At 70.5% G+C, this 14,334-nt stretch carries 11 protein-coding genes; 6 read left to right on the top strand and 5 right to left on the bottom strand.

Going from position 1 to position 14,334, the window contains the following annotated elements; translation table 11 throughout:
* Nucleotides 1–92 precede the first annotated feature (92 nt).
* From D2L64_RS08495 to D2L64_RS08520, 6 genes are all read left to right on the top strand, one after another.
* Nucleotides 93–1,535: a family 43 glycosylhydrolase gene (locus D2L64_RS08495; RefSeq protein ID WP_233558860.1), complete on the top strand. Its 1,443-nt coding sequence runs from the start codon at nucleotides 93–95 to the stop codon at nucleotides 1,533–1,535.
* A 196-nt stretch (nucleotides 1,536–1,731) separates the two neighbouring features.
* Nucleotides 1,732–3,975 (top strand): M4 family metallopeptidase, encoded by a 2,244-nt coding sequence (locus tag D2L64_RS08500; protein WP_119574171.1) that lies wholly within the window; start codon nucleotides 1,732–1,734, stop codon nucleotides 3,973–3,975.
* Between the two features lie 129 nt (nucleotides 3,976–4,104).
* Nucleotides 4,105–4,500 (top strand): hypothetical protein, encoded by a 396-nt coding sequence (locus D2L64_RS08505; protein WP_233558861.1) that lies wholly within the window; start codon nucleotides 4,105–4,107, stop codon nucleotides 4,498–4,500.
* Nucleotides 4,500–6,929, top strand: a complete 2,430-nt coding sequence (locus D2L64_RS08510) for a DUF4132 domain-containing protein (protein WP_119574172.1) — start codon at nucleotides 4,500–4,502, stop codon at nucleotides 6,927–6,929. Before D2L64_RS08505 ends, D2L64_RS08510 begins: the two co-directional genes overlap by 1 nt.
* 68 nt (nucleotides 6,930–6,997) lie before the next feature.
* Nucleotides 6,998–7,417, top strand: a complete 420-nt coding sequence (locus D2L64_RS08515) for a DUF6153 family protein (RefSeq protein WP_119574173.1) — start codon at nucleotides 6,998–7,000, stop codon at nucleotides 7,415–7,417.
* Between the two features lie 75 nt (nucleotides 7,418–7,492).
* On the top strand, nucleotides 7,493–8,128 hold the full coding sequence (locus D2L64_RS08520) for a DUF305 domain-containing protein (protein ID WP_119574174.1): 636 nt from the start codon (nucleotides 7,493–7,495) through the stop codon (nucleotides 8,126–8,128).
* Nucleotides 8,129–8,235: 107 nt separating this feature from the next.
* Here the strand turns inward: D2L64_RS08520 and D2L64_RS08525 are convergent, their stop codons facing one another.
* From D2L64_RS08525 to D2L64_RS08545, 5 genes are all read right to left on the bottom strand, one after another.
* Complete coding sequence (locus D2L64_RS08525; RefSeq protein WP_119574175.1) at nucleotides 8,236–9,159, bottom strand: carbohydrate ABC transporter permease; 924 nt, start codon at nucleotides 9,157–9,159, stop codon at nucleotides 8,236–8,238.
* A complete protein-coding gene (locus D2L64_RS08530; protein WP_119574176.1) occupies nucleotides 9,156–10,178 on the bottom strand; it encodes an ABC transporter permease in 1,023 nt (340 codons plus the stop codon). The genes D2L64_RS08525 and D2L64_RS08530 overlap by 4 nt, the downstream gene beginning before the upstream one ends.
* On the bottom strand, nucleotides 10,178–11,854 hold the full coding sequence (locus D2L64_RS08535) for an extracellular solute-binding protein (protein WP_119574177.1): 1,677 nt from the start codon (nucleotides 11,852–11,854) through the stop codon (nucleotides 10,178–10,180). Before D2L64_RS08535 ends, D2L64_RS08530 begins: the two co-directional genes overlap by 1 nt.
* Nucleotides 11,855–12,159: 305 nt before the next feature.
* The gene (locus tag D2L64_RS08540; RefSeq protein WP_119574421.1) at nucleotides 12,160–12,960 is read right to left on the bottom strand and encodes a peptidase; all 801 of its coding nucleotides are present in this window, start codon (nucleotides 12,958–12,960) and stop codon (nucleotides 12,160–12,162) included.
* Nucleotides 12,960–14,264, bottom strand: a complete 1,305-nt coding sequence (locus tag D2L64_RS08545) for a VWA domain-containing protein (protein ID WP_119574178.1) — start codon at nucleotides 14,262–14,264, stop codon at nucleotides 12,960–12,962. Before D2L64_RS08545 ends, D2L64_RS08540 begins: the two co-directional genes overlap by 1 nt.
* Nucleotides 14,265–14,334 lie beyond the last annotated feature (70 nt).

Consider the following 14,334-nt stretch of genomic DNA (forward strand, 5'->3'; position numbering starts at 1 on the left):
CTCTCGGGTGTCGATCTCTTGACGATGGCGATTGTTAACGCTATCAATCCGTTAGCGCGACGCTGGGTCGCGGTGACGAGAGGCGATGGGACATGCGACTCAAGCTCCCCGGCAGGAGGCTGGTGGCCACACTCGCCGCCCTGGTCATGGCGGCGACCGTGGCGTTGGTCGGGCCGGCCGCAGCGGTGCGAGCCGCCGCCGCCGTCTTCACCAACCCGCTGGCCGAGCAGCGCGCCGATCCGCACATCTACCGGCACTCCGACGGCTACTACTACTTCACGGCGACCGTCCCCGAGTACGACCGCATCGTGCTGCGCCGCGCCACCACGCTCCAGGGGCTCGCCACCGCGACCGAGCAGGTCATCTGGCGCCGGCACAGCGCCGGCGAGATGGGCGCGCACATCTGGGCTCCGGAGATCCACTTCATCGACGACAGGTGGTACGTCTACTTTGCCGCCGGTCGGGCCGAGGACGTCTGGGCCATCCGGCCGTACGTGCTGGAGTCCAGCGCCGCGAACCCGTTGGACGGGCCGTGGGTGGAGCGCGGTCAACTCCAGCCGGCCCGGAGCAGCTTCTCGCTCGACGCGACCACCTTCGTCCACGATGGACAGCGCTTCCTGGCCTGGGCCGAGTACGCCGGTAGCAACTCCAACATCTACCTTGCCCGCGCGGTCAACCCGTGGACGTACGCGGGCCCGCCGACCCTGATCGCCACCCCCACGTACGCCTGGGAGACCCGGGGCTACCGGGTGAACGAGGGGCCGGCGGTGCTGATCCGCAACGGCCGGGTGTTCCTGACCTACTCGGCGAGCGCCACCGACGCCAGCTACGCCATCGGGCTGCTCACCGCCGCCGGCAGCGACCTGCTGGACCCGGCGTCGTGGAGCAAACGTGCCACGCCCGTGTTGGCCAGCGACAGCCGGACCGGCCAGTGGGGACCGGGACACAACTCGTTCACCGTCGCCGAGGACGGCACCGACGTGATCGTCTACCACTCCCGCAACTACGAGCGGTACCTCGGAAACGGCTACGACCCGCTGACCGACCCGAACCGGCGGACCCGACTCCAGCGCGTCTACTGGAACGCCGACGGTACGCCGAACTTCGGCGTACCGGTGCCGGACGGGGTCACCCCGGTCCGGCTGCGTGCGCACGACCTGCCCGATCGCTACCTGCGGCACTGGGAGTTCCGGGTCAGGTTGGAGCCGAACGTGACCAACCTGGCCGACTCGCAGTTCCGGATCGTCGCCGGGTTGGCCGACCCGTCGGCGATCTCACTGGAGTCGACCAACTACCCCGGCTACTACCTGCGGCACCGTGACCATCAGGTCTGGGTGGAGCGCGACGACGGCTCGACCCTGTTCCGGCAGGACGCGACGTTCGGCCGCCGGGCCGGTCTGGCCGACGCGTCCAAGGTGTCGCTGGAGTCGGTGAACTTCCCCGGCCAGTACGTACGGCACCGCGACGGGCTGCTCTACCTGGAGGCCGTCCCGGACGCCGCCGGGCGGGCGTCGGCCACCTTCGCGCTGGACTGAGCCGGGTTCCTCGGACGGGTGGCCGGCGCGACGTGCATGTCGCGCCGGCCACCCGCGTGATGGGCTCGATCATAGTTCTGAGGTATAGATCAATCGGTATGTTGTGAGCGCTCTCAACGTCCTTCCCGGGCGCCGACAAGTGGCGAATGATATTCGCATACCTGGATGCGTCGGCATCCTGAAGTGGGGAGGAAAGTTGAGATCAGCTCTCGCGCTGGCCAGCATCACCGTGCTGGTTGGTAGTGGTCTCGCGGTCGGCACCACGAGTGCGACCGCAGCAGCACCGCCGGTACCCGGTCCGTCCCTGATCGCCGACGCAGACGCGGCGCTCAAGCGACACGCCGGGGCGATCAAGGGCTCGGCCAAGGACCGGTACGCCGTCTACAGCAGCAAGAAGGACAGGGCTGGCAACGGCCTGGTCCGGTACACGCGCACCTACGCCGGCCTGCGGGTCTACGGTGGTGATCTCATCATCCGCACCGACTCCGACGGCGACTACACCGGCAGTTCCGTCGGTCTGGTGGCACCACTGAACGTGGTCACCACGCCGAAGATCACTGCCGACCGGGCCGGGAAGCTCGCCCGCACCGAGTTCTCCGGCAAGGTCACCAGCGTCGAGGCGCCCGAACTGTTCGTGGACGCCAGCACCGGCACCGGCGTACTGGCCTGGGAGACCGTGGTGGCCGGCTGGGCGCCCGACGGACAGACCCCGTCCCGGCTGCACGTCATCGTCAACGCGTTGACCGGCGAGCTGATCGGCTCGTACGATGAGATCGAGAGCGTGGCCGGCACCGGCAACAGCATCTACTCCGGCAGCGTCACCATCGACACCACCGCGTCGGGCTCGCTCTACAACATGATCGACCCGCTGCGCGGCAACGGTCGTACCTGCGACATGAACAACGGCACCTCGACCTGCACCACCTTCACCGACGCCGACAACGTGTGGGGCAACGGCACGAACAGCAACCGGCAGTCGGCGGCGGTGGACGCGCACTACGGCGCCGCCACGACCTTCGACTACTTCCTGAACGTGCACGGCCGTAACGGCATCTTCGGTAACGGCGCGGGTGTGCCGTCGCGGGTGCACTACGGCAACGCGTACGTCAACGCCTTCTGGGACGGCGCCCAGATGACCTACGGCGACGGGGCCGGCAACGCCCGGCCGCTGGTCTCCCTGGACGTGGCCGGACACGAGATGTCCCACGGGGTCACCGCCAACGTGGTGCCGGGTGGCCTGACCTACTCCGGTGAGTCCGGTGGGCTGAACGAGGCGACCAGCGACATCTTCGGCAACATGGTCGAGTTCTACGCCAACAACGCCAACGACCCGGGTGACTACGAGGTCGGCGAGAAGATCGACATCAGGGGCAACGGTACGCCGCTGCGGTACATGTACAACCCCACGTTGGACGGTTCCTCGCATGGCTGCTGGTCGACCAGCACCAACAGCGTCGGCGTGCACTACTCCTCGGGCGTGGGCAACCACTTCTTCTTCAACCTCGCGGAAGGTACCGGCGCCACCCCGTACGGGACCTCGCCGATCTGCGGCTCGGCACCGCCGGTGACCGGCATCGGCCGGGCCAAGGCGGAGCAGATCTGGTTCCGGGCGTTGGACGTGTACTTCGTCTCGAACACCCGCTACGTCAACACCGCCCAGCCCACCAACACCGCCCGGGTACACACCCTGGCCGCTGCGGCGGACCTGTACGGCTTCTGCGGCACCGAGTACAAGGCGGTGCAGGCCGCCTGGACCGCGGTCAACGTGGCCGGCAGCGACACCTGCGTGACCGACGACTTCTCCGTCTCGGCCACGCCGAGCGCGGTGACGATCGACCCGGGCTCCTCGACCACCACCACGGTCAGCACGGCGGTGGTCCGGGGCGTCGCCGAGACGGTGACGTTCTCGGCCACTTCGGTGCCGGCCGGCGTCACGGTCTCGTTCAGCCCCACCTCGGTCACCGCGGGCGGCTCGGCCACCGTCACCGTCAGCGGCACGCCGACGGTGGGTACCGGTTCCTACTCGCTCACCCTGGTCGGCACCTCGCCGTCGGTGGCCCGGACCACGGTGCTGAGCCTGACCGTCAACGGTCTGCCCGGCTGCTCCGGATCGAACGAGACCGACGTGCCGATCTCCGACAACACGACTGTGGAAAGCGCGATCGTGATCAGCGGGTGTGCGGCAACCCCGTCCCCGGCCAGCACCGTGACCGTGGACATCATCCACACCTGGATCGGTGACCTGGTGGTCAGCCTGGTCGCGCCGGACGGTAGCGCGTACGTCCTGCACAACCGGTCCGGCGGCAGCGCCGACAACATCCAGCAGACGTACACCGTCAACCTCTCCGGGAAGGCCCCGAACGGCACCTGGCGGCTGCGGGTACAGGATGCGGCCACCGCCGACACCGGCTACATCAACCGGTGGGCACTGTCGCTCTGAGTGAACGGCCCGGCTGATCGGTCGGGAGGACGCCCCGACGCTGTGTACGCAGCGTCGGGGCAGCTCCGTGGCGGTGGCGGCAAACCGAAGCCGGATTCGTGTCGGGGGGCCTGCCTAGACTTCCGCGACATGGCGACGGTGACCTTTGTGGACGAGAGCACGGCCGGTGCTCGTACCCCGGCGTGGGCCTTGCAGATCTTCGAGGAGCGGCTGACGCTGCGTGAGCTGATCCGGCGGCGGATCCACCAGGAGGTGGCCGAGCACAACGCGGCCACCCCGGCGCCGCGCCGGCTGCTGGTGCAGCCCACCCCGACCGAGCGGGCGCTCAACGGGGAGCCGGCCGAGCGGTCGCACCGCCGGGTCGACGCCGCGCGGCAGGTCGCACTGGCCGAGGAGGCGTTCGGCCGTAACGGTTTCGTGGTGCTGGTCGGCGACCGCCAGGCCGAGGAACTCGACGACGAGGTCGACCTGCGCCGCGACACCGAGGTCATCTTCCTCAAGCTCGTCCCGCTGGTGGGTGGCTGATGACCACCACCACCGACACCACCTGGTATGCCACCCGGGTGCGCGACCTGGTCGCCGCGGACGACCTGACCGCGCTGGCCGACCACCTCCACACGCACGCCCGGCTCTGCCTGGAAAGCCCGGAGGTGCGCGCCGAGCTGCGCCCGCTGTCCCGGCCGGACGTCGCGCGTCTGGTGCACGCCATGGTCCGCCGCCAGCAGAAGAGCCGCAACCGCAGCTGGTCGACGCTGGAGCTGATCGGGCAGTTGGCCCGCCGGCTGCCCGCCGAGCTGACCCCGGAACAGCTCGGCGCGCTCGCCAGGTACGCGGTCCGGGCGTCGTACGGACTGCCGCCGGGCGCACTGGAGATCGTGGCTCGGGGCCTGGCCGCCGCCGGCCCGCTCCCCGCCGACCTGGAGAAGGTGCTGGCCGCCCGGTCGGGGGAGAGCCAGCGGTTGCGGCAACTGCTGGTCGAGCTGGCCGGCCTGCCGCTCGATCCGGCTGACCCGTGGGCCGAGCAGATCCTGGCCGAGCTGCCCACCCTCGACCCGGCCTGGCAGCGCCTGGTCGGCCACGCCAGCACCGCGACCACCCCCCGCCCGTCGACCGGCTGGTCGACCGAGGCGTCCCGGCTGCTCGCCGCCGTCGACCCGGCCGAGGCGAGGCAGCTGCTCGACCGGTGGCTGGCCGCCGCCGGGCGTGCCCCGCAACGCCAACCGACCTCGATCAACGCGGATCTGCTGCGTGGCCTGCTCTGGCTGGTCGAGCGGACCGGCCCGGCGCCCGAGCAGGTCCGCCTGATCGGCGGCCTGGTGGAGGCGATGCTGCGGCGGCTGCCCGGGATCGGTCCGGCCTGCCCGAAGGTGGCCAACGCGGCGGTCGGGGTGCTCGGGCGGCTCGCCGGCGAGGCGGCGCTGGCGCAGCTGGCCCGGCTGTCGACTCGGGTCACCTACAAGGGCACCCGCAACGAGATCGGCAGGGCGCTCGACGCCCGCGCTGCGGCGATGGGCATCGGGCGGGACGAGATCGAGGAACTGGCCGTACCGGACTACGGCCTGACCGAGGTGGGTCGGCACGAGGTGGTCCTCGGTGGCTGCCGGGCCGAGCTGCTGATCGCCGGCACCGGCGTCAGCCTGATCTGGCACAACGAAGCAGGTCGGCAGGTGAAGAGTCCACCGGCGGCGGTACGCCGGGACCACGCCGCGCGACTGGCCGAGCTGAAGGGCCTGGCCAAGGAGATCACCGGGATGATGGCCGCCCAGACGGCCCGACTGGACGGGCTGTTCCTGGCCCAGCGCACCTGGACCCTTGCCGGGTGGCGGCAGCGCTACCTGGATCATCCGCTGGTCGGCGCGCTGGCCCGTCGACTGCTGTGGCTGGTCGACGGGGTGCCGTGCGGCTGGGCCGACGGCGCGCTGCGCACCGTGGACGACAGCCCGGTCACCGCCGTCGACGACGCGCAGGTGCGGATCTGGCATCCGATCGGCCGGCCGGTGGCGGAGGTCGTCGGCTGGCGGGAGTGGCTGGAGCGGCACCGGGTCGTCCAGCCGTTCAAGCAGGCACACCGGGAGGTCTACCTGCTCACCCCGGCCGAGGAGAACACCGGCACCTACTCCAACCGGTTCGCCGGGCACATCCTGCGCCAACACCAGTACCATGCGCTGGCCGCGATCCGGGGCTGGAGCGACCGGCTCCGGCTGATGGTCGACGACTCGTACCCGCCGACCTCCCGGGAACTGCCCGGCTGGGGACTGCGCGCCGAGTACTGGGTGGAGGGCTGCGGCGACGAGTACGGCGTCGACACCACCGACAGCGGGTCCTACCTGCGGCTCGTCACCGACCAGGTGCGCTTCTACCCGATCGCCGCCGCACAGAACTGGTCCCACGCCTCTGGTGGTGGCTACACCTCGGGCCGGTGGGCGTGGGCGGAGGCCCGGCCGACCGACCCGCTGCCGCTTGACCAGATCCCGCCGCTGGTGCTCAGCGAGATCATGCGGGACGTGGACCTGTTCGTCGGGGTGGCCAGCGTCGGCAACGACCCGACCTGGTCCGACGGGGGGCCGCAGGGCCGGTTCCGGGACTACTGGTCGTCGTACAGCTTCGGGGAGTTGTCCGCCACGGCCGAGACCCGGCGAGACCTGCTGAGCCGGCTGCTGCCCCGGCTCGCGGTGGGGCAGCGGGCCCGGATCGACGGCCGGTTTCTGGTGGTCGATGGTGACCTGCGCACCTACCGGATCCATCTGGGGTCGGGCAACATCCTGATGAGCCCGAACGACACCTATCTCTGCATCGTGGCGGACCGTGCCGCGGGCCGGCTGGGTGACCAGCAGTTCCTTCCGTTCGAGGGGGACGGCATGCTCGCCGTCATCCTCAGCAAGGCGATGCTGCTGGCCAAGGACGCCGAGATCACCGATGTCACGATCACCCGGCAGATCGGCTCCGGCGGGTAACCCGACGGGGCGGGCCGGATGCCGGGGTTCGGCGCGGGTGGTGGTCGGCCGGACGATACCGTGATCGGGTGCGAGGCGAGGCGGCCACCACCGGGCGATGGGCCCGGTTCGTGCTGCTGGCCTGCACTCTGTTCGGGCTGGCCAGCATGCACAGCCTCGGCCACGAACCGATGATCGGGGCGGCCGGGCACGGCAGTCACGTCGAGGCCGCCCCCGCCTGCGCCGACGGGCACTGCATTCCACCGGCCGCCCCGGCCGCCCCGGCCTCCGAGGAGCCGGGGCACGGTGATGGTGCCGGCTGGGCGGTCTGCCTCGCCATCACCGCCGGCTTCGCCCTCGCCGTGGTGCTCGCCGTCCTGCTGCTGCGGGCGACCCGGGGCCGGCGACCACGGGGCCGTACGCCGACCCCGTCGAACGGCGGTCGGGCCCCACCGGCGCGCGTCCCGATCGGTCTGACCACGACCGCGGTGTCGGTGCTGCGGATATAGGAGCGACCAGCGTGTCCCTCGCCAGGGGGCGCGCCGATGACTCCTGCCCATTGCACCGAAAGGCTTTCACCCACCATGAACCGCACCCACCTGCGTCGGGCCCTGCTGTCCGGCGTGAGTCTCGCCGTTGCCGTCGGCCTTGCCGCCTGCGGCTCGGATCACCAGGCCGGAGCCGGCCACGACAAGCCCGCCACCCCGTCGAGCAGCGCATTCAGCGGGGAGGCCGCCGCCAACAACGCGGCGGACCAGATGTTCGCCCAGATGATGATCCCGCACCACGAACAGGCCGTGGAGATGTCCGACCTGGCCGCGACCCGGGCGGCCGACCCGGAGGTCAAGGAGTTGGCCGCGCAGATCAAGGACGCGCAGGCGCCCGAGATCACCCAACTGCGGGGCTGGCTCGCCCAGTGGGGCGCACCGATGCCCACCACCGACGGGCACGGCACCGACCACGGGTCGCCCGAGATGGATCACGAGATGCCGGGCATGATGTCCGACGCCGACATGGCCCGGCTCGAAGCCGCCACGGGTCCGGAGTTCGACCGGCAGTTCCTCACCATGATGATCGCCCATCACGAGGGCGCGATCACCATGGGCGAGGAGGAGATCGCGGAGGGGGCCAACCCGGAGGCCAAGGCGTTGGCCCAGCAGATCGTCACCACCCAGCAGGCCGAGATCGACACGATGAAGAAGATCCTCGCCCGGCTCTGACGCCGACCGGTGCCCGGCCGATCGTCGCCCGGGCACCACCTCCGGGCGCGCCCGTGCGACCGGGGCCGGTGTGGCGGGATCGCCGCCGCCCGCCACACCGCCCCCGGTCAGCCCTTGATGGCGCCGATCAGGACGCCCTTGACGAAGTGCCGCTGGATGAAGGGGTAGACAGCGACGATGGGTGCCACGGTCAGTACGACCACGGCCATCTTGATCGCCTCGGTGGGCGGCATGGTGGCGCCGCTGGCCGCGCCGGAGGTGGTGGGCGCCTGACCGGCGAGCAGGTAGCTCTGCAACACCCGCTGGATCGGGTACATGTCGTTGCGGTCGATGAACAGCAGCGCGTCGAACCAGACGTTCCAGTAGGTGACCGCGTAGAAGAGGCCGACCACCGCGATGACCGCCCGGGCCAGTGGCAGCACGATGCGGGTCAGGGTGCGGAAGTCGCTGGCACCGTCGATGCGGGCGCTGTCCAGCAGTTCCTGCGGGATGCCCTGGAAGAAGCCGCGCACGACGACCAGGTTGAACACGCTGATCGCGGGCGGCAGGACCAGCGCCCAGATGGTGTCCTTGAGGCCCAGCCCGGTCACCACGAGGTACTTCGGCACCAGTGGCGGGTAGATCAGGAACGGCAGCAGGAAGTACGCGAGCAGCCAGCGGTAGCCTAGCGAACGGGGCCGGGACAGGCCGTACGCGGCCAGTACGGTCACGGTCAACGCCAGCGCGGTGCCGATGACGGTGACCAGGGTGCTGATCCACAGGGCCCGGGTGACCGCGCCACCGGCGAAGATCGTCTCGTAGGCGGAGACGTCGATTCCCCGGGGGATCACCACGAGGCCGCCGGCCCGGGCGATCGTCTCGCGCGAGGACAGGCTGGTCACCAGGATCACCCAGAGTGGGAACAGCACGCTGAGCACGAGCAGGCCGAGCAGTACGGCCTTGGCGCCCTGGCCCAGCGGGCTGGGCGGTTCCTCCCAGGCCGGGCGCCGGGGGCGGGCGCCGGGCGGTTTGCGGGCGACGGTGGCTGTCATGACCGTGAGTAGATCCCTCGTTCGCCGAGCAGGTGCGCGACCTTGTTGGCGGCCAGGATGAGGATGAGCCCGATGGCGGCCTTGAACAGGCCGGCCGCGGCACCGTACCCGTAGTTCCCGGTGGCGATGGAGAAGTGGTAGACGAAGGTGTCCAGCACCTCGGCGGCTTGCCGGCCGACGGCGTCGCGTTGCAGCAGGAACTGTTCGAAGCCGACCGAGAGCGCGTCACCGAGGCGCAGGATCAACAGCAGCACGATCACCGGCCGTAGGCCGGGCAGGGTGATGTGCCACAGCCGACGCCACCGTCCGGCGCCGTCGGCGGCCGCCGCCTCGTAGAGGTTCTGGTCGATGGTGGACAGCGCGGCGAGGAAGACGATGGTGCCCCAGCCGACGTCCTTCCAGATCGCCTCGACGGTGACCAGGATGATGAAGGTGTCCGGGTTGGTCATCACGTTCCACGGTTCCATCCCGGCTTCCCGCATGGTCTGGGCGAGCAGACCGGCGCCGCCGAGCATGGCGACGAAGAAGCTGACCACCAGCACCCAGCTGAAGAAGTGCGGCAGGTACACGACGGTCTGGATGAACCCGCGCAACCGGCTGGAGAGCAGGCTGTGCAGCACGATCGCCAGCAGGATCGGCAGTGGGAAGAAGAAGACGAGCTGGAACGCGGTGATCGCCAGGGTGTTGCGGAACGCGTGCCAGAACGCCGGGTCCTCGAAGAGCAGCTGGAACTGGCCGAAGCCGATCCACTCGCTCTGCAGGAACGCCTCCAGCGGGTTGGCGCCGAGGTACGGGTTGTAGTCCTGGAAGGCGATGACGTTGCCGAGGATCGGCACGTAGCTGAAGACCAGCAGGATGACGAAGCCGGGCGCGACCATGGCCAGCAGCTGCCAGTCCCGGCGGAGTCGGGTCCGCAGGGGCACGCGCCGACGGCGGGCGGGTGGCCGGGAAGCCGGGGCCGGTGCGCCGGGCCGGGTCCGTTGCGGCCCGGCTCCGGCGGTGGCCTCGCGGGTGCTCATCAGCCAGCCTTGGGCAGCGAGTCGGCGAGCAGCTGCCGCGCCGCCTCCCCGCCTCCGGCCTTCCACTCCTGCAGGATGGCGTCCACGTCGGACAGCGGCCGGCGGCCGCGCAGTACGTCGGTGAACTTGTCCTCGGTCGGCACCTGGTTGGCCTTGAAGGCGGCCGGCATCTCGAGCTTCACGCCGACCCAGGGATCGGGCTCCAGGTACTTGACCATCTCGTTGGAGTACGTCAGTGCGTCGCGGACGTAGTTCGGGGTGTCCGCGAACGGGCCGATGGTGGGGTTGCGGCCACTGATGAAGAAGTACTGGTTGTTGATCTCCTTGAAGGCCAGGTCGGTCTTGACCGGCCCGTTCGGCGTACGGGTGTGGTGCCGGCCCTCGACGCCGAAGTCACGCAGCTGTGCCTCCTGGCTGCCCATCGGCGCCGAGCACCAGTTGATGATCCGGAGCAGTTCCGCGACCCGCTCCTGGCCGGCGCCCTTGCGCACGAAGGTGTAGGAGATCGGCTGGTCGCTGCCCCAGACGAGCGGGTCGCCGCCGGTGGCGGCGAAGACCGGCACCGGCTGGATGTTCAGCGCCTTGTTGACCTTCTGGTGTTCGGCCTGGCCGGCCTGCCAGAAGCCGAAGCCGTCCTGCATGAAGACGATGTTGCCGCCCTTGGCGAACAGTTGCTTGGCGTCCGCGCCCTTGCTCGCCACGACGTCCGGGTGGACCAGACCGTCCTGGTAGATCTTGGCCATGACCTCCAGGGCCTGCCGGAACTCCGGGGTCTCGTACTTGAACTCGGGCGTGCCGTCGGCGCGTAGCCGCCATCCCTGCTTGGCGCCGGGCACCCGGTGGTACATCTGGATCATCGGGAAGACGTCGTTGAACGCCCACACCTTGCGCCCCGGGTCGGTGACCTGCTTGGCGACGGCCAGCAGGTCGTCCAGCGAGGTGGGGACGGCCAGGCCCCGCGCGTCCAGCAGATCCTTGCGGCTGAACATCACCCAGGCGAACGGTCCGTCGGTCGGGTTCGGCACGGCGGCCAGCCGCTCGTTCCAGATGGCGTGCCGCCAGGCCCCGGTGGGGAAGCTGGCCAACATCGGGTACGCGTCGACCGCGCTGCCCTTGAGGTGCTCCGTCAGATCCTCGAAGAGTACGCCGATCGCCTCGGCGAACCGCGGGATCTTTTCCACCTCCCAGCTCGGTACGCAGAGCAGCTCGGGTACGTCACGGGCGCCGAGCATGGCGTTGAGCTTGTCGGCGTACGTGTTGCCGTCCTGGATGGTGAAGTTGACCGGGGTGCCCAGCTCGGCGTTGACCGCCTGCAGGTAGGCGCTCTGGCCGATCCCCGGCGGGGCCGGACCCCAGGCCGGGGTCATCGCGGTGATCTCCTTGCCGCTGGTGCCCGGCTTCTCGGTGATCAGGTCGACGAGCGTGTCCGGGAACCGGGTGTAGCCGTCCGGCACCGGCCGGATCCCGGCGATGTCGGGGGCGATGCGCTGTGCCAGGTCCTTCTGGTTGGGCAGCAGGTGGGCGAAGGCGTCCAGGTTCTGCGCGGTGCCGGTGCCGGCCGGCTTCTCGGAACACCCGGCGAGCACGGGACCGCCGGCGATGGTGGCCGCGCCGAGGCCGAGCAGGCCGAGGAAGTTGCGGCGTGAGGTCTCCGCGCCGGGGTTGTGCCGTGTCATCGGTCTCCCTCTCGAGAAGGGCTCAGGGGTGCGGGCGGGCTCACCGGGGGAGTGAGTTCGTCTGGATGGTAAACAAACTAATAGACGGTCGGGCGCCCAAACAAGAGGCGGCGTGCCCCTGCGCGGTTCGCGGGATGCGGTCCTGTCGATGTAGCGCACCGGCGGCGGGGCTGACTGCCGTTGGTGGTCGTGATTGCACACTGAAATAAATATTTCTGAGTGCAATCACGACCGCCGGGGCAGGTTGTTCCCGGTCCACCGAGACGGACGGTCCACCGAACGGACGGTCTACGGAGAGCAGCGGCTCACCGGACGGCGGTGCGAACCCGGGGGCGCCGGGTCAGAGCGAAGCCGAACACACCGGCGACCGCGGCCAGCACCCCGCCGGCCGTGGTCCAGATCCACCGGGAACCGGCCTCGGGCAGCCAACCGGTGAGATCGAGGTTCCAGCCGTCGTCCTCGGCCGCCGGGGCGAGAGTCGGCACCGCCTCCAGCACCTCACCGGCGTTGGTCGGCGGTACCAACGGCGTCTCCAGCCTGCCGTCCTCGGGCGCGGTGCCGGCGTCGCCGGTGGCGGAGATCCGCAGCTCCACGTCGATCGGCAGGCCGAGGTCCCGCTCGGGCACCTCGACCACGGCCAACCGGACGTAGTAGGTGCCGGGTAGCGGGTCGACCGACCACGGTTCGGCCCAGGGCCGGACCCGGCGCAGGGTGCAGCCGAGGGCCACGCTGCGCACCGAGGCGTCGGCCGTCGGCGTCTGCGCGCCGGCCGTGCACGCCTGCCGGCGACGCAGCCCGTCGAAGACCTCGACCGTCCAGGTCGAGCTGCCGGTCCGGTCCTCGGCCGGCGACACGCTCGCGTCGATCTCGTGGATCTCGCCCGCCCCGGCGGTGAACGACCAGTACAGGTACTCGCCGGTGGAGGCGCCCACCCGGACCGGTTGACCGGCGGCGATCGGGGTGGCACTCAGGAACGACGTACCGGCCTTGGTGACGGTGGTCGAGCCGGGCGAGGGAGTCGGGGTGGGCGCGGCCAGCGCCGTGGCCGGTGACAGTACGACACCGGCGGCCACCAGCGCGGCCAGGCTTGCCGATCGGGTACGCATCAGTTCTCCCTCCAGGTGGCCACCCACCAGCGGGTGAGCAGGCCGGTGACGAGCCCGGTGAGCAGACCGGCGAGGGTCAGCAGGAGCAACAGCACCCAGCCCCGGCCCAGATCCGGCCCGTCCGGGGTGGGCGAGGCGGCGACCACGTCCACGGTCAACTCGACCGGCATACCGGGATCCTTCTCGGTGCCGGCCCGTGGCGAGAACATGTTGCTGACCACCAGACACACGGTGGTGACGGCGGGCGTCGCGCTGGCCGACGGGCTCGGTGAGGTCTCCTCGTCGGGCTCGTCCGCGTCCTCGTCCGCCCCGGCCGACCAGCGCAGACCGGCCGACACCACATCGGTACGACCGCTGCCCGCGTCCACCCCGCGTACCAGCTCCCGGCCGTCGGTGGCGGTGGCCCGCAGCAGTACGCCGTAGTCGGGGTTGACCGGTCGGTCCATCGCCATGCTGACCGAGGCCCGCAGCTCCTGGTCCGGCCGGACCGGCACCCGGTACCACCGGTGCTCGGAGAACGTCTCCCGGTCGGTGTAGACCCCCGGCGCCAGCAGCGGCGCACCCTGACATGCGTCGGCGCCGTCGACCTTCGACGGCGTGGTGGCGTACGTGTCGCGGGCCCGGTCGACCAGTTGCTTCAGCCGGCCGGTGAGATCCTCGGCGCTGGTCGCGGCCGTGTACGTGCCGCCGGTGGCGGCGGCGATGCAGAGCAGCTGACGGCGGACCTTCTCGTCCGGCGCCAGACCGAGGGTGTCGATCACCAGCGTGGTGCCCTGGGCCGCCAACTCGCGTGCAACCTGGCACGGGTCGGGCGGGGCGCAGGTGTCCTCACCATCGGTGATCAGCACGATCCGCCGGGCGGTGGTGCCGCTGCCCAGGTCCTTCGCCGCCTCCCGCAGGGCGAGACCGACCGGGGTGAAGCCGGTGGGGCGCAGGGTGGCGACCGCCGCCTTGGCCTGTTCGCGGTTCACCGGGCCGACCGGCACGATCTGCTGGGTGTCCAGACAGCCCTGCTGCTTGTCCTTGCCCTGGTAGGTGGCGCCGAGCACCCGGATGCCCAACTGGGTCTCGTCGGGTAGCGCGTCCACCACCTCGCCGAACGCCTGTTGCGCCACGGAGATGCGACTGCGTCCGTCGATGTCCTTGGCCCGCATCGAACCGCTCACGTCGAGTACGAGCTGGACGCGGGGCGGTTCGGTGACGGGTTCTGCCCGGTCGTCTGCCAATGCCGGCTGGGCGCCGGCCAGCGTGGTCGCCGCCAGCAGCCCGAGAAGGACCGCTGACGACCATCTCTTGTTGATCACCGGGCGGAGTGTAGCGCTGTCCAATCAGGACAAAGACTCCGGTCACCCGGCTGCGCGCGGTGCTCGCCCG

This window comes from Micromonospora radicis (assembly GCF_003583405.1).
In the GTDB taxonomy this organism is placed as follows: Bacteria; Actinomycetota; Actinomycetes; order Mycobacteriales; family Micromonosporaceae; genus Micromonospora; species Micromonospora radicis.

What these genes read in the sequence shown, in the direction of transcription:
- D2L64_RS08520 (WP_119574174.1), top strand. Translation starts at nt 7,493, where the DNA reads ATGAACCGCACCCACCTGCGTCGGGCCCTGCTGTCCGGCGTGAGTCTC.
- D2L64_RS08510 (WP_119574172.1), top strand. Translation starts at nt 4,500, where the DNA reads ATGACCACCACCACCGACACCACCTGGTATGCCACCCGGGTGCGCGAC.
- D2L64_RS08540 (WP_119574421.1), bottom strand. Translation starts at nt 12,960, where the DNA reads ATGCGTACCCGATCGGCAAGCCTGGCCGCGCTGGTGGCCGCCGGTGTC.
- D2L64_RS08525 (WP_119574175.1), bottom strand. Translation starts at nt 9,159, where the DNA reads ATGACAGCCACCGTCGCCCGCAAACCGCCCGGCGCCCGCCCCCGGCGC.
- D2L64_RS08505 (WP_233558861.1), top strand. Translation starts at nt 4,105, where the DNA reads ATGGCGACGGTGACCTTTGTGGACGAGAGCACGGCCGGTGCTCGTACC.
- D2L64_RS08535 (WP_119574177.1), bottom strand. Translation starts at nt 11,854, where the DNA reads ATGACACGGCACAACCCCGGCGCGGAGACCTCACGCCGCAACTTCCTC.
- D2L64_RS08530 (WP_119574176.1), bottom strand. Translation starts at nt 10,178, where the DNA reads ATGAGCACCCGCGAGGCCACCGCCGGAGCCGGGCCGCAACGGACCCGG.
- D2L64_RS08495 (WP_233558860.1), top strand. Translation starts at nt 93, where the DNA reads ATGCGACTCAAGCTCCCCGGCAGGAGGCTGGTGGCCACACTCGCCGCC.